The organism is Spirosoma panaciterrae DSM 21099 (assembly GCF_000374025.1).
Classification (GTDB): domain Bacteria; phylum Bacteroidota; class Bacteroidia; order Cytophagales; family Spirosomataceae; genus Spirosoma; species Spirosoma panaciterrae.
The window spans coordinates 36333-58560 of the sequence record NZ_KB893174.1 but is presented as its reverse complement, the minus strand read 5'-3'; the positions used below and the strand labels follow the sequence as shown (position 1 = coordinate 58560).

The 22228-nt window shown below is 48.3% G+C and carries 17 protein-coding genes; all 17 read right to left on the bottom strand.

Going from position 1 to position 22228, the window contains the following annotated elements; genetic code table 11:
- Positions 1-17: 17 nt before the first annotated feature.
- Positions 18-1097 (bottom strand): efflux RND transporter periplasmic adaptor subunit, encoded by a 1080-nt coding sequence (locus B153_RS0105940; RefSeq protein WP_020595767.1) that lies wholly within the window; start codon positions 1095-1097, stop codon positions 18-20.
- A gap of 154 nt (positions 1098-1251) precedes the next feature.
- Positions 1252-1542 (bottom strand): hypothetical protein, encoded by a 291-nt coding sequence (locus B153_RS0105935; RefSeq protein ID WP_020595766.1) that lies wholly within the window; start codon positions 1540-1542, stop codon positions 1252-1254.
- 345 nt (positions 1543-1887) lie between these two features.
- Positions 1888-3246 carry a sensor histidine kinase gene (locus B153_RS0105930; protein ID WP_020595765.1) on the bottom strand — a complete coding sequence of 453 codons (1359 nt, stop codon included), beginning with the start codon at positions 3244-3246 and terminating at the stop codon, positions 1888-1890.
- Positions 3247-3323: 77 nt separating this feature from the next.
- Positions 3324-3995 (bottom strand): response regulator, encoded by a 672-nt coding sequence (locus B153_RS0105925; protein WP_020595764.1) that lies wholly within the window; start codon positions 3993-3995, stop codon positions 3324-3326.
- A gap of 583 nt (positions 3996-4578) precedes the next feature.
- Entirely contained in the window at positions 4579-4812 is a 234-nt protein-coding gene (locus tag B153_RS0105920) for a hypothetical protein (RefSeq protein WP_020595763.1), read from the bottom strand.
- 84 nt (positions 4813-4896) lie between these two features.
- On the bottom strand, positions 4897-5229 hold the full coding sequence (locus B153_RS0105915; RefSeq protein ID WP_020595762.1) for a LytR/AlgR family response regulator transcription factor: 333 nt from the start codon (positions 5227-5229) through the stop codon (positions 4897-4899).
- Between the two features lie 93 nt (positions 5230-5322).
- Positions 5323-5484, bottom strand: coding sequence for a hypothetical protein (locus tag B153_RS38185; RefSeq protein WP_211221658.1), 162 nt, complete (start codon positions 5482-5484; stop codon positions 5323-5325).
- Between the two features lie 262 nt (positions 5485-5746).
- Positions 5747-8650, bottom strand: a complete 2904-nt coding sequence (locus B153_RS36515) for an ATP-binding protein (protein WP_020595760.1) — start codon at positions 8648-8650, stop codon at positions 5747-5749.
- Positions 8651-8964: 314 nt separating this feature from the next.
- A complete protein-coding gene (locus B153_RS0105900; protein WP_020595759.1) occupies positions 8965-9195 on the bottom strand; it encodes a hypothetical protein in 231 nt (76 codons plus the stop codon).
- A gap of 153 nt (positions 9196-9348) precedes the next feature.
- Entirely contained in the window at positions 9349-9672 is a 324-nt protein-coding gene (locus B153_RS0105895) for a transcriptional regulator (RefSeq protein ID WP_020595758.1), read from the bottom strand.
- Between the two features lie 364 nt (positions 9673-10036).
- Positions 10037-10777 (bottom strand): LytR/AlgR family response regulator transcription factor, encoded by a 741-nt coding sequence (locus B153_RS0105890; protein WP_020595757.1) that lies wholly within the window; start codon positions 10775-10777, stop codon positions 10037-10039.
- Positions 10778-10794: 17 nt separating this feature from the next.
- Positions 10795-13887 carry a two-component regulator propeller domain-containing protein gene (locus B153_RS0105885; RefSeq protein WP_020595756.1) on the bottom strand — a complete coding sequence of 1031 codons (3093 nt, stop codon included), beginning with the start codon at positions 13885-13887 and terminating at the stop codon, positions 10795-10797.
- A 160-nt stretch (positions 13888-14047) separates the two neighbouring features.
- Entirely contained in the window at positions 14048-14428 is a 381-nt protein-coding gene (locus B153_RS0105880; protein WP_020595755.1) for a LytTR family DNA-binding domain-containing protein, read from the bottom strand.
- Positions 14429-15353: 925 nt separating this feature from the next.
- A complete protein-coding gene (locus B153_RS0105875) occupies positions 15354-17327 on the bottom strand; it encodes a glycoside hydrolase family 127 protein (RefSeq protein WP_020595754.1) in 1974 nt (657 codons plus the stop codon).
- 92 nt (positions 17328-17419) lie between these two features.
- Positions 17420-19453, bottom strand: a complete 2034-nt coding sequence (locus tag B153_RS0105870; protein WP_020595753.1) for a beta-L-arabinofuranosidase domain-containing protein — start codon at positions 19451-19453, stop codon at positions 17420-17422.
- Positions 19454-19486: 33 nt separating this feature from the next.
- Positions 19487-21088, bottom strand: coding sequence for an MGH1-like glycoside hydrolase domain-containing protein (locus B153_RS0105865; RefSeq protein WP_020595752.1), 1602 nt, complete (start codon positions 21086-21088; stop codon positions 19487-19489).
- A gap of 36 nt (positions 21089-21124) precedes the next feature.
- On the bottom strand, positions 21125-22186 hold the full coding sequence (locus B153_RS0105860; RefSeq protein WP_020595751.1) for a glycoside hydrolase family protein: 1062 nt from the start codon (positions 22184-22186) through the stop codon (positions 21125-21127).
- Positions 22187-22228: the final 42 nt, after the last annotated feature.

The window sequence follows — 22228 nt, the reverse complement described above, 5'->3', positions numbered from 1 at the left end:
GTTTTTAGTGTTGCTGGTTATTCGGCATATAATTCCAGATGAGAAATAACGGCCTCAGGCTGAACGAATTTGTATGCTATCTTTTGATTTTCCCGAACCTGGCGTAAGCCTTCCAGAAGAATCTTGTCATCTTTTTTCAATCCCGATTTAACCACGAAAATGTGGGGTAGTTCGGCGGCTATTTCAATTTCCCGTGAGCGAACTTTGTTCTCCTTATCGATCACATAGACGTATTTCTTTTCAAGCACTTCGAAGGTCGACTTCTGGGGAATAATCAGTGCATTGCGAAGGGGCAAGGTCATCTGAATATTCCCTGTTTCGCCATGCCGCAACAGACTGTTGGGATTGGGGAAGGTAGCCCGGAAGGCGATATTACCCGTTTCGTTGTTGAAGTCGGCCTCGATGGTCTGCACCACACCCGGATGGTTGAACACCTGATTGTTGGCCATGAGCAGATTCACATGGTTCAGGTTTTCCTGCTGGGCATGGGTTTTATAATTCAGATACTCAGCTTCCGGCACATTGAAATACACCCACATCTGGCTGTTGTCGGATAGGGTCGTCAGCAGATCCCCTTCATCGACCAGACTCCCCAGCCGCACCTGAAAGTGGTCCATAATGCCATCGAAAGGCGCTCGTACTTCCGTAAAGCCCAGGTGTACTTTAGCTAAGGATACTTCGGCGTTTGCCTTGTCTAGTTTCGCTTTCGCCAGTGCCAATTCGTTTTTCGAAACGATGTTACTGTCGGCCAGCGCCTTTGTATTTTTAAATTCAACCCCAACGAAATTGGCTTCTGCTTCGGCTTTTTGTAGTTCAGCCTGGTATTGAATGGGCAGAATCTGGAACATTAGCTGTCCTTTCTTCACATACTGCCCTTCATCGACAAAGATTTTCTGGAGATATCCTTTTTCCAGAGCCCGTAATTCGATGTGCTGGATCGATCGAATCTGACACACGTATTGATTGGTAATTGTGGTGTCTCTCTGCAATGGGCTGGTAACCGAGAACTTGGTTTCTTCTTCTTTTTCTTCCTCTTTGTGTGAACAGCTTGCGTTAACCAGCAATACACATACGCTCATCAGGGTGAGCACGAACATTCTATTCTTCATAATCTTTCTGAATACGTAAATGACAGTTTTTTTAAGGTGGGTATCGATCTCGCTGATTGACTGGATTCTTGAAAGACCGCTTGGTTTCTGAATTACGGTCGGTCTGTAGTCTGCGTTAGGGGGTGTTTATTGACGCACCCGTCTACTTCGATAAGGCATGACGGAAAGTAGTAACCTTATTCGGTGGGGCGTTGGGAGCCTGCTCGAGCTGGCGAATCAGACTGTCTTTCTGCTGGTTAGCGCGCTTGCATTCTAAAAGCTGCTGCTGCCAATCGACACGGTCCAGCGGATGAATGGAGTTGGTCAATCCATATTCATATGCATTCCGCAAGTGATTTTGCTCATACAGCAGAACCCCATTATACACCAGCGAAAGAGCCAGTGCCAGGCCAAGTCCGTAGAGCAAAATGGAAGGAAAATATCGGCGTTGCATAGCTTATTTATGCGTTGAGCTACACAAATGAAGCGACCCGACATTAAAACGGTATGAGAGGGAAATTAAAAACTATTGGAAAGATTATAATCTCAACCTCATTTTTTGGCCGAAAATAAACTTTTATACCCAATAAATACAATTTAATATTTTAATGAGCCAACTTAATGAAGAAAGTTTAGCGATTGCCTTTAATTAGATTAAAACAGGATTAAAGAAGATTGATCTTTCCCATACAGAAATTTAAGGGTATGGTGCTCAAAAAGCCTGCATTTTTCGACCGCTATAGCGATATACCGGTCGAACGCACAGCCATAGTCTGTTCATGCGTAACGATCAGGCCAATTAAATCGGACTCGGCAATTGAATCAAGACCGAAGTTCCCTGATTCATAACGGATTCTATTCGGAGGTACCCCTGGTGGAGTTCAATGATTTTTTGGGTTACAGCCAGACCAATTCCGTAGCCCGGTACGCCTTCTACATTTTTACCGCGATACAGCGGATCAAAAATGTGTGTGATATCGCTTTCGGAAATCCCTCGTCCCCGATCGGATACGCGTATACTGATTTGGCCTTCCTTCGCTTGTAATTCAACAGCCACTGCCCCATCGGAATACTTACAGGCATTATCCAGCACATTCAGAAACACGGTGGTGAGGAGCATGGTATTGCCTTTGACCGTAAACACCCCATCTTCCTCTCCTGCCTTAAACTGAAGTGGGATATTCCGCCCCGGATACTTTACCTGGACCTGACCGATCGCCGTAAGCAGGCAATCATCAACCTGAACGGTCGTCAGGGGAACGGGGCCATCGGTTACTTTGGCTAAACCGAGTAAACCATTGGTCAGGGCAATCACTTTTTTAAGTTCTTCAATAGCCACTTCCATACTCTCCCGCCAGTCGGCCGGGTTCTGGTCGTACCGCAATGAAGTTTCCAGCGTACCCAGCGTATTGGTTAAGGGGGTTCTCAATTCGTGAGAGGCATGGGACACGAAACTACGCTGGGAAACAAAGGCATCTTCCAGCCGAAAGAGCATCTGGTTGAAGGTCATGGCTAGTTGGGCGATTTCGTCGCGCTGATTGCCTTCATTGACCCGTTTGTGCAGATGCGTAGCGGTAATTTGCTCCACTTCATCAACAATCCGGGAAATCGGCTTCAATACCCGGCCTGAAAAATACCAGCCTGCCAGTACGATGAGGGCAAAACCCAGAAGGTTAGCCAGCAGCAGAATTTCCTGCAAAGCACCCAGTTTGGCAAACCCGATGCGGTCATAGCCGGAAGCAAAGATGTAAAACGTTTGTCCCCGATCCTGGTACGGAATTACGATGGATTCTAAGTGGCCGTTTTTAAACTCAAACAGGGAGTTGGTTGCCAGCAGAGGTATCTTTTCTTTATAATAATCCGATTCTTTTAAGGTTCGATTGGTAAATACCAGATTATGCCGTTGGTCGAAAATACTGATCTGCTCCTCAACAATGGTCAACAAATCAGTCCGCACCATGTTCTTAAAAAAATCATCGTGCAGATGCCTCCGGGAAATTAGTACGCGCCCTGCTACACGAGCTTTTCCTTCCAGGCGGCTGTAAAACTCTTCCTGGCGGTATAGGGAATAAAAATACCAGACCAGCAAGCATAGCGTGACCTGAATAGCCATCGCCAGGAGCGTAAAAATGATCGTCAGCCGATTGCGAATGAGCATGCGTGTGTGTTAGTTAGCGATGGGCGAAGGGCATGGGCAACTCTCCTTATTCCCCACGCACTTCGCTCCAAACCCGTTTACTCTTCCCGAAGAACATACCCCATGCCGACGATGGTATGCAGCAGTTTGGGCGAAAAGTCTTTATCAATTTTTTTGCGCAAGTAGCTGATGTATACGTCGATCACATTGGTGCTACTATCGAGATTGAGGCTCCAGACCCGCTCACTGATATCGACCCGCGAAATAATCTTGCCTTTGTTAAGCATCAGATACTCCAGCAGCGCGTACTCACGCGTGGTCAGATCAATGCGTTTTCCCGCCCGGGCCACGGTCTTCGTGTCCAGATTCAACTCCAGATCGGCCAACTGGAGCCGTTGTTTCTGTTTGGGGCCATTCCGGCGGGTTAGTGCCCGAAGCCGTAAAAGCAACTCCTGAAATTCAAATGGTTTGGCCAGGTAATCGTCGGCTCCGGCGTTGAAACCGTCGGCTTTATCAGACAGGCTGTCGAGCGCAGTCAGCATCAATACGGGTACGATCTCATTTTCCGAACGAATCAACTGGCATAAATCAAACCCATTCAGCAGGGGTATGTTTACATCCAGAATGATGATATCATAAATATCTCTGCGAAAAAACGATAGCCCCGCACGACCATCATACGCCACATCGACTTCATACCCCTCAGCCGATATGCCTTTGCGGATAAACGATGCTAACCGCTCTTCGTCTTCAACTAAAAGGACTTTCATGAAAAGATAATGATGCGGTTACAGACCCCCTATTCGTTCCCGGTTCTCCAATTACAGACTGCCCCTAACTCCGACGACGAGAATAAGCCTCTATCTGAAAAGGGGATTGACAAAATCTAAAGAACAATTTTACGATATTCTTCTCTACCCGCCCGATTTTTTTGCGTTTCAAGCCTTACTCCGAAGTCCTCATCTTCCCCTACAGGGGAACCCGACAGCAGGCAACTCCCAATCCGTCTGTTGGGTTCGTCCAGACCCGTTCTTCCTGGTAGCTGAGTAGAGCTTCGGCACCATCCACAAAAAAACGCTGGCACCAAAGGCACCAGCGTTTAAAACCTAACCCATAAGAGCTCACAGAATGGCTTTCACCAATCTGCAATCGTGGGTACCAAAACAACAACCGGGCCACAACTGACGAAAAACGCGCCCTTTTGGTATTATGATTAGTAAATGGCCCAATTTGCCCTTACTCAATCCAGAGAGTCATGCATCTGGCACCTATTTGGCGTACCGCTATAAAGTTCTACTCAACCTAAGTAGCGGCTCATGGGGTGCTTAGCGTATCGCCTATCGATCAGGCCCATTAATTATAATGTAGTGGATATTTCATCAGTTTCGATTCGTCCTGATGATCGATCAAATCGAGTAAAAAAACCAGATCATCAAAATGAACGATCGGCACGCTGAAATCCCGAAAAAGGAAACCTCCCGTTTGTGGCAGCAGACGGCCATGAATGTGCTTGTATACATAATAATCAGGCTGATCTGTTAACTGTTTAAAACCGAGCGATAGTAAAATGTGGTGGGTTATATGCATAAATGTTACGATAAAAATGAATCGACAATGGTAAGCCTTATGTACAAGTTGTAAACAGCCCCTCGCATTGAATGCTTGCCTGGGTCAGGTGACTCGGGCAGCAGGACTCATGAATTGATTCGAAAGGGAAGCGATCCGCCGACGGCCAATCGATAACGACTCCCCATTGCTCATTATCGTATAGGCAATCACAGGCGATATTACTACCCAACGATGCACATACTGTGGGTTGACCAGATACCCTTTGTGTATGCGAATGAAGTGGGGCCACCGTTGGTGATACCATTTTAAGGTACGACTGGATAAAATCTGTTCCCCTCCCTTCAGGTGAATAAAGCAATAATTGACGTCTCCTGTTAAGTACATCACCTGGGATGGATCGAAGGCAGGCGGGGTCTGAACGGCTATTGCTGGCATAATGATCCGATGTGAATAGCCAGAAGAACATGTTGCGACTGCCCGATCGGTGCTGGCAGAAAAAGACCAATCGATTTCGCTGATGGCGTACGTTTACGATTGGAGGTGGAAGACGAGGGGGGCGTTCTGAAACGGAAAGCCAGGATCAAACAGGTAGAGGTTGACATACTGGTTAGAACAAACAGGAGAATCGGTTTTTGCTAAAATCAGATCACCGCTTTGCACAATGATCAGGTCGCTCGCGCTTTGCTGCATAAACTGCTGGCTAAGGCTTAGCAACCAGTTCGCTGTAAATTTCTTCTCAGAACGGCCAGAAGGCTCTACCGAACCCGACAAAAACTCTACCCAATTAACCGTTCGACAACTTTTTCTTTCTAAAATCTCAAAGAACTATCGTTCTTTGAGATCATAAAGCCATATGAGTGACTTACCCAAAGCGACTCCGCTTGGCCTACGCCCACTTTTTATTCAAACCGATCCAGTACCGTTTGCGGATAAATTCTGTGGAATCGGACACCTAATTGTTTTTGTGAGCTGATGGTGCGTATCCATACTGATCTTTATACGCCCTGCCAAACGAAGAAAGGCTCCCAAATCCAACTGCATACGCAGCCTGTGTGGGCTGGATACCCTGTTCCAGCATCTCGTTACCACGCCGGAGCCGATACGTACGGATTGTTTCACGTGTGTTGAGGCCAAGGACTCCCTTTAGTTTTCGATTGAGGGTGCGGCTGCTCATAGCCAGGGCATCGGCCAACTGCTCAACATCAAAATCCGGCTGATCGAGGTGCTGCTCCAGAATAGCGTATAACTGGTTTAGAAACCGCGAGCTGTCCGAACGAAGTGGCTCTGAATAGTCGGGATTTCCCGGTTTCGGTACTGCCGATTCAGCCATACCCCTCGCCAACGTTCGTTGCCAATGAAGCTGTTGAGCCACCTGCCGACGGCGGAGGTTTGTTAACCGCACCAGCAACTCAGCGGGTATAAAGGGTTTGGTCAGGTAATCATCCGCCCCGGTTTCAAACCCTTTCAGCCGATTCGCTACACTCGCTTTAGCGGTAAGCATCACCAGAGGTATGTGATCTGTACGTGGGTCGGACCGTATAGCCGCACACAGTTCCAAACCATCAAGCCGGGGCAGCATCAGATCGGTGACAATAACATCCGGCAACCTCTCAATGGCCCTGTCCAATGCCTGCCGACCGTCCGTCGCTTCGACTATTGCGTAAGTAGTATCCAGTATAATCCGCAGATACATACGCAGGTCATCATTATCCTCCACCAGTAAAAGAAGTGGCTTTTCTGACGGGTCACCCAATTCACCCTCCCTGTTTTCCTGCTTTTTTGTCTCCAGCCCCGGTTCCTCTACAGCATAGCCGATCAGTTCCGGTAGACTTGCCGACGGATCGCCTTCGTTTGCCAGGATCTGTTCCCTGGCCTCCCGAACGGGTATCGAAACGTGAAACGTTGTTCCCTCACCAGGCCGACTATGCACTGAGATATCGCCCCCCATCAGCCGAACCAGTTCATAGGTTAGCGAAAGCCCAATCCCGGTTCCCATTTCCAGTCGGTTGGTGTCATTGCCCCGATAAAATCGGTCAAATACCCTCGAAACTACCTCTTCCGACATGCCTGCACCCGTGTCGCACACCTCAATGCGTACATCCGTTGGCAAATACGTAACGTCAATCGTAACGGCCCCTCCAGCCGACGTATATTTAAGGGCGTTGCTCAGCAGATTTGACAGAACTTTTTCGATTTTATCGGCATCGTACAAAGCGGGCCAGTGCGTTTGATTTTGCCGTAATGTGACCCGTATCGATCGGTCTTGTGCCAGCGTACTGAATCCAGCTACCCAGGTCTGGATATCCGTTACCAGATCACCCAACGACGGTGAATCTTTCATCTGATGGGCATCCAGTTTAGCCAGGTCAAGCAATTGATTAATGAGCGTTTGAAGCCGACTAGCATTCCGATACATAAGTCCGTATAGCTCATGATCAGGATAACGCGTATACAACGCCTGAAGTGGTCCGATCAGCAGTGTAAGTGGCGTACGAAGCTCATGCGACACATTGGTAAAAAAGTCAGTTTTAAGTCGGTCAAGTTCCTGAATGGTTTCGCGTCGTGCCTGTTCATGGGTCAGGCTCTCGGCCGTACGGATCCGTTCGCGGGTAGCCTGCCAAAGCATTAACACAACAAAAAACGGTTCGCTGGCAAAACAGATAAACATCAGGAATCGTAGGGTTTCTTCCCGCAGCGACCCGGTAAAAAAGCCCGCATTCCGGCCATAAAAATAGGTATATACCGGCAATGTCATCAGGAGCGCCAGCACATTCCAGATAGCCGGTCGTACTCCTCGCCAGTATAACCCGATCAGAAGGAGCAGCGTAAAACCCATCATGATCGCCAGTGTGGCAATAAGCGCCCAGGTTATATACGGATGACGGACAAAAAAACTGAGTATAGCATAGACTATGCCTATGCCGCCAAAGCCCATATATACCCAGACCAGCCGGGGCATCTGCCTTGTTAGCTGATACGACTGAACGACGTAGTATGCCAAGGTCGGTAATAACAACCCCACCGTAACATAATGACTGACATGCGCCCAATAGGTCGAAAAAGGGAAGAAAATACTCGAATAGCCCGAAGCAAACAGCACACTCAATACGACCGCCAACGCAAAAAAGGCGTAAGCGCGCAGTACCCCATACTGATACATAAACAGCAACAGGGCAGTCTGAAAAAGCGCCAACAAAATGGCCAGCGAAAACGTGATGTAGCGATCAATGTCGGGTAATCGAAATGTATTAAATGCGGCCTGATCCCAGACGCGCCATTGATAGCTATGATGCTGCGATGACTGAATACGTGCATAGATGGTTTGGGGGTTTGTTCCCTGCACCTGTATATATACCGTTGGGTAACGTGTTGCGGGCGTTCGCCGGGCCAATGGAATCAGATCGCCCGAATACTGAATATGCCAGCCACTACGCTGATCGGGCTGATAAAGCGTAAGGCTGTCGACATAAAAATTTGTCAACTCAAGCGCATACCGGGAAGGCTCGTTTTTCGGTTGCTGCATGGTGAAACGACACCAAACCGGATGCGGTGTGAACCCCAGAATAAGACCCGTGCCCGGGGCAAGTCGCCAATGAAGCTGTGGATCGGCCAGTTGGTCAACAGTCAGCCGATCAGTCGTATCGACAAAATACTCAAACTGAACGTCGACAGGTGTTGGCGAATTTGGGGCAGGGAACTGGTTTACTACCCGTTGGGCTTCCGCATCGACACTTAACAACAGTGTAGCCAGACATCCGATCAACAACCAAAACCCTATATAATTCTTTTCGGCTTGCCGGAGAGTAGGACGTCGGAAGGAAAGTTGGTCAAGCCAATGCCGGATACAGAACCACATAGTATGTAAAAATCGATCATCTATGTATTATCATCATACAGCTAGTACAGAAATTTACCAGAGGGTATATGCTGACTCTGAACTGAAGCTGCGTGTCGATGTTCAGGTGGCTTTGTCCGCTATCACAATATAAACCGCAACGGAATACTGCGTTGGGTGTTGACTGTACAGTCTGTTGGTAAATACATAGTACAAATCAGGCCGTATCTAAAAAATACGGCCTGATTAACTCCCACCATTCACTAAATGAATTTATTACAAAAATAACATATGTTTGTCATTTTTTACACATAAAATCCTATGCATCTTCCGATTTAATTCGGATTTACCATGGGCAATTGCTCCGGTTGCGCAGGAAAGTTGATCAATTTTAACAGGTAGAGTAAATCGGTGAACTGGATAATGGGAAGTGTAAAATCGTCAAAGAAAAAAATGCCGCTTTCTGGCTCCAATTGGCCCGAAAAGTCTTTGTAGATGTATTTCAGTGGATGCCCCGGTATCCACCGAAAGCCTAAGCCAACAAGTAAATCGTGCGTTATTTCCATTCGTTCAGGTTATTTCCTCTAAAACACCATTTCCGCCTTTGAGTTAACGAATTTGAGCTGTTTATAGCATTTTCGTTACGAAAAAACGGAGTACTCCCACCATGGCCTGACGTATGGATATAACCTCCCCTACTTGCACATGCGCCAAGCTTACTACGAAGTCAGCGCATTGAGAATTCGCTCGATGGACTTCTTGATTTGAAACGACTCCAGCAAAAGATTTTCGTCCGTTTCTGCCGAAGGCACTACTTTAGGCCCTCGTCCTGTCAGCACATAGCGTTCCGACAGGGTGGGTAAAGCTGAACATAAAGCAAAGAGCACCCCCGTCGAGATTGTAGTCTGACCTGCCTTGTGTGCGTACAATATCCGGCTTTCAACGCCGATCAGCCTGGCAGCCGCATGGATATTATACCCCTGGGCTTCCAGTGCCTCTTCCAGCCATTTGCCGTTGATCGCTGGCTTTCGTCCTTTATTCATGCACTTTCATTGGTTTACTCCAGCAAATCTGGAAAGCGTTTATCGACAAAAAGGGTTTATCTAACCAGACAAACCCTTCAACACTCTTCTTACTTGAATCCTATATAAAATCGGGTTTGTCTGGCCCCGGTCTGTAAACTCGAACTGCTTCCTGATTTCGATTTTGCATCCGTTTCTAAGGGCTTTACGACAGAACATGTGTATCCGTTGCAGGCTACTCCATTGGTTTTAGAGACACAGGCCATCAAAGCGATCGCTTCATGGATGGCTAATGCTACGAAAGGACGGGTATCAATTCAATCCGAATTGAGTGGTTGGCGGTATTGAGCGAGTAATTGGTAAGAATGAATGAGTAGTAACAGCCCTAGGCGAATCGATTTAGCAGCACTTCCTTACGACTCCTTGAAACGGGAACGGACGAGTTATCACTCATAACCACATACCCTCCTTCACCCCGTATATAGCGTTGCAGTTCATCCAGATTGATCAGGTGCGACTGGTGAATTCGCAGAAATCCCTCTCCAGCCAACAGTTCTTCGATTTCTTTGAGCGTTCGGGAGACCAACAACGATTTGCCGGTTTTTAAAACAACATGGGTATAATTGTCATCGGCTTCACAACGGACAATAGTATCGGTCGGTATCACATCAAACCCATGAGCGGTTGGCAGGGCAATTTTCTGCCGAACTTTTTTAGCGCCCAATTTTTCAACCAATATTTCGATCTGCTGCGCCATCTGAGCGATCGACTTTCGCTGAAATTTTCCCACTGCTTTCTGCAAATCGTCCCGATCAATGGGTTTGAGCAGATAATCCAGTGCACTAAATCGAATGGCTTTTATGGCATACATATCGTAGCCAGTCGTGAAAATAATGGCAAAAGGCACGGCTGGTAGCTTTTCCAATAGTTCAAACCCATTTAGCAGAGGCATTTCAATATCCAGAAACAACAAATCGGGCGGTGTTTGCTGAAGATACGGTAACCCCGCCATTGCTGACGCAAACGTGGCCACAACAGTTACGTCTGGGCAGTACTTTTCCAATTGCATGGAAAGTGTTTCCCGGCAGTGCTCTTCATCATCAATAATAACTGCTTTAATCATCATGGCTATAAAGGCAGGAGCTATAGGAGGGGAATGGTCAATACAACACGCGTTCCGGCAGGCTCACCCAGTGCATCCACCAGATCATGAATCGTAACCGTAGGCTGCTGGCCATACAAAGTTTGACTGAGCTTCAATCGGTCGGCGGTAATTTGCATACCCCTCGACTTGGTATGGGTAGCCGACTTGCTTTTCAACTCGGCCGCTCTCTGCCGACCCACCCCGTTATCTTCTACAGTACAAACCAACTGCTTTCCCTGTTGCTGAATCCTGATCAAAATATGCCCACCTGCTTCTTTCTGCATTAATCCATGCCAAATGGCGTTTTCTACGTAGGGCTGAATGAGCATCGGGGGAATCTCGGTATAAGCCGACTCAATCGCTGGATCAACCTGGATAGCAAACGTAAATCGCCCCGAAAACCGGAGCGATTCCAGTTCCAGATACAACGAAAGCGTATCCAGCTCACTCTCAAGGGTAACCAATTCAGCTGTGGATCGGTTTAGAATCAACCGGATCAGCTTCGAAAATTTTGACAGATAAGCCGATGCCGATTCCGATTCGTTTTTCATGATAAATCGGTTAATGGAATTCAGGCTGTTAAAAATAAAATGGGGATTCATCTGAGCGCGCAATGCCTGCATTTCCATTTCGGCCATCTTTTTATTTACCTCGGTCTTTTGACTTTCTTCGCGTTTAATCTGTCGTACCCGGTACCGAAAGCCCAGATACAACGCTCCAGCCACCCCACCGCAGAGCAGCAATACAAACCAATTTGTCTGCCAAAAGGGAGGATTGATGGTAATGCCCAGCGAAGTTCCGGCCTGATTCCATACCCCATCGTTGTTGGAGGCTTTCACCCGAAACTGATACGTACCCGGTGGCAGGTTTGCATAACTTACAAATCGACGGGTACCACAGAAAATCCAATTCTTATCGACACCGACCAGTTGGTAAGCGTATTTATTTTTTTCAGGATGAATATAATTGAGAGCCAGAAAATCGAACGACAGGTAGTTGTCGTTGTGCGACAGAACCAATGAACGTTGGGGGAGCGATTCCGTTCTGGACCCAATCTGTACTTTAGTAATGTAGACGGGTGGTATACGAGTATTTGTCTGAACACTGCGGGGCGAAAATATACTGAATCCGTTGGCGCCCCCCATCAGTAACTCATGATGGATACCCTGCGCATACGCTTCGAAAAATTCATTCCCCTGCAGGCCATCGCTTTTGTCATAGTTCTGACAAAGCCCGGTCTGTGGATTGAAACGACAGATGCCCTGATTCGTCGCTAACCACAAATTACCCGCTTCATCATCGAGAATACCTGCAATATGATTACCTGGCAATCCATCATGCGTCGTAAATGCCCTGAAGGTGTTGGTGACAGGGTTGTACAGATTTAGCCCACCCTGGTTGGTCCCTATCCAGATACGGCTGCTCCGGTCCTGATAGATACAGCGTATATCCTTATCATTCAGGGAATTGGTAGACCGTCGATAATCGGGTTGATACTGCTCAAAACGGCCTGTTTTGATCGTCAGCCGACTGATTCCCCGCCGGGTCGAGGCAGCCCAGACTGTTCCATCCTGAGTAGGTAACGCCAAAATCAATCCCTCATCGCCCAAACTGGCCGGATTTTTGGGATCATGATGATAGTAGGTAAACCGATGTGTCTGTGTATCAAAACGAGCCAATCCGGTTCCGGCAATCCAGAGTTCACCACCTACTCCCTCCCGAATGCTCCTGACACTAATGGCACAGGGGTACCGCACAAAACGATCGGTCTTTGGGTCGTAAAGGTGAAGATACGAACCTGCTCCTATCCATACACGTCCAGTATGGTCGCACCAGAGGGCATTGACGGTTTGGCTGTACAATTGATTGGCAACCGCTGGATTGGCCGGGTAAACACGGTACAGACCCGTCGATGGCTGAAAAGACACTAAACCATCCGACTCATTGGCCAGCCAGATTCGCCCAGAATGATCCTGAGCAATCGCCCGAATACTATTCTGTGGCAATCGCACATGACTCGTGTTTGGTATGATTTGATAAGACCGAAATTTATCAGGCGTTGGGCTTAATTTATCTACCCCATTGTTGGTACCTACCCATACGATCCCTTCCCGATCCTGAAATAATGCATAGATGGAATGGCTACTCAGACTCCCAGGCCGCAACTGATCTGCCTGAAACTGAACCCATTGATGAGTAGCTGGATTAAATCGAATTAGCCGGTTGAGGCCAGGAGGGGCAGTCCATATCTGCCCGGCCCGATCCTTCAAAAGCGCTCCCGTGAGCGAAGTAACCCGTTGCGGTGCCTGTTCGGGCTGAGGTAATGAGCAACGTACAGGCTTTCCTTCTGCCCCTATTCGGTATAATTGCCCCGCAAAGGATTCCACCCATATTGTCCCGCTGGGCTCAGCCAATAGTGTCGAAATGGATCGATTGGTATCGGCACTGGTTACAGGCAGCGCCACATTCTGGGACGTTTTTGAAACTGGATCGAACCGATATAAGCCGTCCTGTGTCCCCACCCATAGTTGCCCCCGTTTATCTTCCTGTATGGTGTACACATCAGGCCTGGCTGCATTGAAACTATCGTATAAGGTAAAGGTTCTGGAGTTTGGGTCGAATCGGGTCAGGCCTTCCCGCGATGCTATCCACAACATTCCCTCGTGGTCCTCTTCGATAGCATACATCACATTCCGCAGGGAAATGCGTTCCGGGTTGATAATACGGTAGGCCGTTGCCTTACCAGTCCGCCGATCGAACAGATGTAATCCACCTCCTAACGTAGACACCCACATCCGCCCGGCCCGATCCTCACAAATATCGGTGATCACATTATGTGAAAACGTATTCGCAGGGTCTGAAGGGTCTGGCTTATAGACTGTGAACGAATACCCATCATACTTATTAAGCCCATCGCGGGTACCCAGCCAAAGAAACCCTTCCTTATCCTGCCAGATACAGAGTACAGCATTCTGAGACAGTCCCTGATCAGCCGATAAATGCGAAAAGTGAATCCCCTCGTGTGCCTGCCCTGCACAGATGCTTACAGCAGCAACCAGTATTCCGAGCAGCAGAATTGTACGAAGGCCCATAAGTTACGTAACTGGCAGTATTGAACCCCTCTAAGGTATTGATTTCTCAATAAAGTAAGGTAGCTCCTGGGCTTACTATTTGAAGCGCCTGGTACTCCGGCGGCCCGGAAAATCAACCCAGTCAGTTGGTTCCAAACCACAGATCGGTACCAGATGTGGTTTAGGCAAGTTTTATCTCGGGTATAGCATAATCATTCCATTGCGCTATTTCAGAACGCATATAGGGCAGTTGCAAATGATCGAGTACGTCATGAATACGCCGACGGCTGATGGTCATTGTGACGCCGTTTTGCATGGTAATCTGCGCCAGTATGCAGGAAAGTACACTGCAACTTTGGATATACAGCGGATTAATCAAGGTAGCCTTATGAATACGAATAAAATGTGGCCACTTGGTATGATACCATTTCAAGGTTCTACTAGACAGGATGACCGTTCCGTCACATAAATAAACCGAACTATAGTTTACATCTCCGATGAGGTAAAGAATCTGGTTCGGTTCAAACTTATGCTGAATCTGAGCAGCAGATGACCGTTTCATAGGTTGCCGATAGGGATGGAGTTTATAAGGCAAGCTATAAAAATAATTATTAGTTACCAAATTGAAATTAAAATAAACTATATAATTACCTATAACACCATATTGCAAATATAAAATTTACAATTTACTGATACATAAGCCTTCCAATAATTGGGGTAATGCCTGGAGAAGCCCAAGGTGCTTAGCTTGAAAAATTAATTATTTCGTCAGCCTTCTCGCCTTCGACGTATTTAGGTAGTAAGCTGTACATTCCAGTCAGCTATTCTGCCAATTGGCATAAACCGCCCCTCCCGATTTTCTCTACTTGAAAGAGCTTTATTTATATACATAGGATATGGGCACATTACATCCAGTCAACCAGACTGGATTGTATCATGAAGAAAGTGATTTGCCTGTTGTGTCTGGCCTAACGAGCACGTACATTAAAAAGCCCCAACTTCAAAAGTTCGGGGCTTTTTTTCTATAGGTTGGTTTTCCTCAAAACTATACCTATCCGTTTATACGCAATCCAGTTGCCTTTCGTTGCATATATCTTTGGTAAATTATCTAGTTGGCCTATCTGCAGGCTTGGCACCTCAAAACGATAAAAATTACATATAAAATTTAAGAAATGGACATTTAAGAATCGGTATTTAGCCATGTCAATCGACGTCCTCTCAAACAATTGACACCTTTAGTTAAGTGCGTACTCGTTAAGTACTTACTCGGGCGATTCGCTCGACAATATAGCGAGCATTCGGTGTGTTAAAATAGACTTGCCCCTCCCTTTTTATTCTAAATGGAACTCGGCAATCCACCACCTTGTGAGGTAGATTGCCGAGAGTCTATGTAGCAATAGTAAGGGATTCAGCTCGGCTTGTCGTTAGTAATGTACTGGCTAGGGAACCTGATCGTCAGATACGTTTAAACTAAAACTGGCTTACGATTACTCCGAAATTTTTATCGCTCTGATCCGGCTCGGCAACCAGACCTGCATGGTACTTTTCCCGCGATTGGCCCAGGTATAGTAGGGAATAGCCGTAATGGTTTGGGGTTTTGTCTGAATGCTCAGCCCATCGGGAGCGGCTTCCACAACCGATAAATGAGCCTGAATGGCCACAACGGGTTCGTCAAGTACCTGATGTGGTTTGGTTTCGAAAGTAGGTTGAGCCGGAACCAGTAAATTCCAGACTTTATCCGAATTATCGACGCCCTCGACGCAGTAAACCAAAGGGCCGCGTTGCAGAGCAATCCGGTCCTGATCGGCTTTTACTTCACTGCGTGCCGCTACCTGCCGTACATCCATCGGCAATTTCACCTCCACTACGTCGCCTTTCTGCCAGGTCCGGTCAATAACGGCATAGCCTTTTTCGACACGATACGTAGCGGGTTTCCCATTTATCAGCACCTCAGCTTTGGCATCACTGGTGTTTGTGAATTCATACAGCTTGCCCGGAACTGGCACATTTGTAGCCCAGCCGGGAATTCTGACGTGCAGGGCATACGCTACTTTTTTAGCCGGGTTGACCGTGATTTTTACGTTGCCATCCCACGGATAATTGGTGTCAAGCTGAAGCGGTACGTCAGTTTTGCCAAACTTGAACGTCGTGTTACTGGCCACAAACAGATTTACCCAGATTCCATTCTCCGAACGGCCATAGATATAATCGCCCAGCGAGGCTACAAGCCGGGCAATGTTGGAGGGGCAGCAGGCCGTTCCAAACCATTCGCTACGCCCGTAATTACCCACCGACGACAATGGATTTCCGTAGAAGAACCGATCTCCACTCAGGCTCAGTCCATCCAGCGCGCCGTTGTATAGACTACGTTCCAATACGTCGATGTATTTACTTTCGCCAGTGAGCAGGTTCATGCGCTGGTTCCAGAATACCATACCAACCGACGCGCAGGTTTCGCAATAGGCCGAACCGTTCGGCAAGTCAAAGTCGTCGGTAAATCCTTCGTTGTGCCCCGATGAACCGATGCCGCCCGTCAGATACATGTTCCGGTGAACCACGTCTTCCCAAACGGCGGTCATGGCGTTCATATAGCCGGGGTCGTTGGTTACCGATGCTACGTCGGCGGCACCAGTGTACTGGTACATCGCCCGAACGGCATGGCCCGTGATTTCCTTCTGCTGCTTAACGGGTACGTCGTCCTGGCAGTATTTCGGATTTTTCCATTCATCCCAGATTTTTCCTTTGCCGTAGCCACGCCCGCGTTGATCCAGAAACCAGTCGGCCAGTTTCAGGTAGCGTTCCTGTTTGGTGAGGTGATATAGACGCATGAGTGCCAGTTCAATTTCCTGGTGACCGCTCACCCACGGCCGATTTTTGATCCGAAACGTCTCGTCGATATGGTCGGCGAAGCGAATGGCTACATCCAGCAGTTTCCGTTTGCCTGTGGTGTTGTAATAGGCAACGGCGGCTTCGATCAGGTGGCCTGCACAGTAATCTTCGTGCCGTTCCATATCCGTCCAGCGTTTGTCGAGGCCCGTCAGCGTGTAATACGTATTGAGGTAGCCATCCGGTTGCTGAGCGGCTGCAATCTTGTCGATCCATTCGTCGGCTTTCTGCTGAACAGCAGCATCGGGATGGTTTTTGAGCGAGTAGGCCATCGCTTCAATGGCTTTGTATACGTCGCTGTCGTCATAGTAGATGCCCTCGTGTTTTTCACCCTGTTTGCGGGCCACTTTCTCGAAATTGCGGATACGTCCGGTTTTCTGCTCGGTCTGCACAATACAGGCCTGAAGCGTAGCCGTAGCCACTTTATCCAATTTGGGTTTCCAGAAATTGTCGGTAATCGTAACCTGCGAAAAACCAACCGGCTCAAATCGCTGAACCATCAATTGCGCTTTTGCTGATACTGGAGCGAAAGCGAGTACGGCTAAAGTACAGGTAACTTTGTTTAACATTTTCATTTCAGTTATCGCTTTGTAATACAGATCATTAAGATTAGTTAAGGTCTTTCAAGTCCTGGTTAATCATTCTGATCTGGTTTCTGGTTTACCACTTATTTTCGAACCACCGGAAATTGTGAAATGCGCAGATTCGTACAGCCGTATGGAATCAACGTAATGTCTTCCAGGTCTTTAGCCGTCTCCAATTGATAGGTCAGACTGTATGGTATAGGGCCCGCCATTTCGTTGTAAATACTCCACGACGGAATCCGGCGACCTTTGGTTTTGATCTGCAATGGCGCATTTTCCGGGTTCCACGGATAGTCAGAAACTGGCTTTACTTTTTTGACCGTATACTGATCTGCCAGTTTGTTTTCCGGCACCTGAACCAGTGCATAATTCCAGGGCGTTGTTGGCCGAAGTTCGTTGTATGTTGCACCGTATTCAATGGGGTCTTTGTCATTTTTCACAGTCTTCACTTCGTCGCCAATTTTCAGCGCATACGTGATGGGGCCGCGTTCAACTGACATCGAGTTTTCATACCAGGTATTTTTGAAAATATGCATCGGTAGTTCCAGCTCCACGACGTCGCCCGATTTCCATTCACGGTCAACTTTCACCAGTTGATTCCCTTCCGACTCTTTCACTACCTTTCCATTTACTTTTACCGTTCCTTTTTTACACCATGCCGGTACGCGAAGATGAAACGGGAACGTAGCGGATTTACCACTCTTGTCGAGGTTGATGGTGAACTTTATGGTTTCTTCGAATGGATAAACCGTCTCTTCTTTTACCGAAACGGTTGTATTGTTGCCAACCGTCATCGTCACTTCGCTGGGCGAATACACCAAAGCGGCAATGCCTTTGTCGGCCGTAGCGTAGAAAAGGTTTTGGACGAATTTGGGCCAGCCCTGGTGCATATTCGATGTACAGCAGGGATAGCCCGACAGCAGTCCAAAGCAAAGGTCGGTGCCGCCGTGATTTACATCGAAGTTGCGAATATGCCGGGTTGCCATCACCTGATTGGCCTGCTGGAAATACTGGCGGGTCATGTAATCGTCGGATGCCTGCGTGGGCAATGCATTAAACGCCACTTTTTCGAGCTGATCGGCATAGGCAACGTCGCCCGTAATTTCGAGAATACTTTCCAGGGAAAACATCATTTCAACCGCCGAACACAGTTCGGATCCTTGCGTTGGGTTGTTGCCATGCAAGGCTTCGTCGCCACCGTACAGCCCATGCGCCATACCGTTGTATTTTCGAATGTCGGCAAAGCCTTTTTTGGTGGCGTCGAGGTATTTTTTGTTGGGATGATGCTGGAAATAAACAATCGGCTCCTTAATCCCCTGCGCCAGATTCACGCAGTGAATGCTACCTGGCTTGCTGAGCATATCCGTATTCAGAAATCCATCGGTATAGTCGAAGGTCTGCTTATGCACCAGATCGCCCAGATCGAGCAGGAATTTGTCGCCCGTAATGTTATAAAGCCAGTAAATCACCGCCAGATTGTCGCCACCCCGATAGCGAGCCCAGAATGTCCAGTGATCGAGCGGTTTTTTCGGCAATTCCTTGAGTTGGTATTTGAAATAATTGGTCATCAACGCAATGACCCGCTGATCGCCCGTAGCCGAATAGTACTGCTTCAATATTTTCAGCATCACCATTTTAGGCCACCAGTCGCGGCTGTTGTCGCGTTGAATACCACGTTCTGGCCCGTAATCTTTCGACGGACCGAAATACCCGTCGGGTTGCTGACTGTTCAACGCCCATTCGACCCAGGGTTTGGTTTTAGCAATCAAGGCCTGATCGTCCAGAATATACGCCAATGGCAATAGCCCATCAATCCAGTATGGGCCGCGTTCCCATTGGTCGCCATCGCCACCTAGCCAGCCATTCCGTTGATTCATCACCAGTGGATACAATTCATCGAGCTTTCCCGTAGCGCCGTTTTTCTGACGTATCAGCATTTCTTTGAGCCAGCCCTGCGGTTTGATAGCACCCAGGGGAAGTTCAATGTAGGGGTTCTGACGCAAAGGAGCCCGGCTGCCTGTATAAGCAACGGGTTGCATTTTACGGGTGTTTACCTGCCCCATCACCGTTAAAGCGATACTGGATAAAAGCAGGTGAAACGCAAGTCTAATTTTCATGCAGACGTACTAAGTAGGTTGATTGCTGATTGATTAAATCGAAAAAGACACTCGTTGTAAAGCGGGCGCGAAAGCTTTTTCTACTCCATTCACAAAAACGCGTAAGCCACTGCCTTTTCCGTACTTCTTCCCGGTTTTATCGTACAGAACCGTAATGGTTTTGCCGTGATAGGCGACGTTGTCCAGACAGAAATAATCCCATGTATTGTCGGGGAGAAGGGGGTTGATAACCAGTTGATGGCCGTGCTGCGGGCGAATGCCGACCAGCCCCGAAATAATGTGATCACAGAACGACGAATGGTTATAATCTTTACCCCGTTCCCGACCCCCTTTTTTGGTCGACCAGCTTCCATTTTCCATGGTCGACAGGCGCGTTCGGGAAATCCAGTCGCCCGTATAGGGGTTCAGGTTTTCGTCGATCCAGGGAACACGCTCGCCATCTGGCAGAATGCGTTGCTGCGAACGGCTGTAGGTTGTCAGTAAGTTCCAGTAGTCACGTTTGGTCATTATGTTCTGCTTGTAGTCGTTGAGCAGATTGGCCAGCGAGGTTAGGGTAATGGCGGTTGAGAAAGGCCAGCTTGGGCCATTCCACTGGCATTCGTGCCCTTCGTAAGCTACCCGAAAGCCAGGATGCCGTTGCTCGGCTGTAGTGGGACCGTAAGGCGCCCAGAAACCCTGTTCATCGGTAAGCTGCGCCCAGGCAATGGCCTGTTTTTCGTCGGGAATTGAAAAATACCAGGGTGTAAAGCCGTGCAGTTCACGCACATCAGCGCGGGTCAACGTGCCGGTGCCTCGCGGGATCACCTTGAAAAACTTAGCTTTGTCGTCCCAGAGTTTAGTCAGAATCTGCCTGCGGATCACAGCCGCCCTTTGGGTGTATTCAGCCACAACCGCCTGATTATTGGCCATCTGCGCAATGGTCGCTATTGCCTTTGCATTGCCATACATGTAACTGTTGATGGTGGCCCGATACCCCTGATTTTTCTGCCCGATCAGGCCCGCTATGGAAATTTCCATGCCATCGCGGTTGTCGGTTTGCCAGAATAAACCGGTTGAGTCGAGCCGCATCTTTTCCCATTCGTGGAAATCATTGCGTAAATCAGGAAGCAGATCGGTCAGGAACGTAGTATCGGGATGGACCCTGGCAAACGCACTGATGGCATCGGCGGCCCACGAACTATACGAACGCGGACTGGCCCCGCCCCGAAACCAGAATCGGGCGTATTGTTTCAGATACGTGGTGTCGTGGAGCCAGCGGCCTTCGTAAAAATGATGCCCGGCCGGGCAGTTGATGGAGTTGTATTTTCCGGCCCAGTTCACATCGGGTAAAAACTCGGTAATGATGTACCCCGCCGGCGTTTGTTTGAGATGCTTCCGATACGTCCACCAGCGGAAGTAATACATTTGTTCCAACTGCTTATCCGGGCATTCGAACAGGGGAATGTTCTGCGACAAAAACGCCCAGGTGTTTTCGTTCGGAATCAACTGTTTATACAGCTCGTCGTCCGATTTGTTGAAAGCTGTTATGTAGGGTTTGAAGGATTCGGCGTTCAGTGCGAAATTCTGTGCCCAGATCGGTTTCCAAACGCACTGGATAGCCAGCAATAAACACCAGAAACATACTCGTTTTTTCATCGACGGGTGGTTTGATTTCGACTGTGGTAAATACTGTCAGTTACCGACTAAGCTCTTGCCCATATCTTTGGACGTAGCAACGGCAATCACGCGGCCTTTATCGCCAACGGCATTGTAGAAATGATATACCACACCGTTCCATTTCACGACCCAGGGCTTATGGGCGAAGGTTTTGTCGTACGGCTCCGATGGGGCAATTAAATCATCTCCATCCCAATCGGTCCAGTTCACGAGGTCATACGAGCAGGCGAACCGTTCAAAAGCACCCGGCTTCCAGAACGCCCCGAAGTAAAACATAACGTAGAGGTCACCGATTTTTGTGATCTGTGCATCGCCACAAATGCCGGTTTTTCGGGTAATCAGCGGTTCCTGACCGTAGCGTTTCCAATGCCTCATATCGCTCGAAACGGCCATGGCAATGTTTTCGAACCCGTTGCCTTTCTCATCGGGTTTTGTGCCCTTGGCGTTGTAATACATCACGAACGGGTAGCCCGTTTTTTGGGCTTTATCGCGGATAACCAAACTTTTGTAGATCGTTTTGTCGTCGTACCAGCGGGCGTCACGATCGACGGCCGACAAAACAGGCCTGGGCAACCGTTGCACCTCGTTAGGCTTGGTCAGATCGTCGGCCATTGCCATGCCAATGCCCAGCCGCCCGGCTTCGTAGCCTTTTTCAGAACCGCCCAGGTACGACAGCCAATACGTGTTCTGATATTTTTCAGCCTCGTAGGTGCTGCCCCAGTCAGTATCGACCAGTGCTACGTAGCCCGCTTTCTGCGTCGCATCCCACGTATTGCTGGTAAAGGACATGAGTTTGCCCAGGGTAGTCCAGTGCAGGAGATCATTGCTTTGGGCAAGCCAGGTTTCGTAGCCTTTTCCATCGAAAATAATATAGGTCATGTACCAGCTCGTATTCTGCCGGAAAATGGTGGGACTATCGACCAGGCGTCCCTGGTCGGGCTGGGGCAGTACGATGCCGTATTTGTAGGGCGTTTTTACCTCGTCAAATATTTGCTGCATCACTTCTTTCTGCACCGATTGCGCGAACGTAACGAGGCCAGTAAGCAGGAGAAATACACTGGTAATCAGGCGTATCATACGGGAGCTATTGATAGAACGCAGATTTTTATGATTACTATG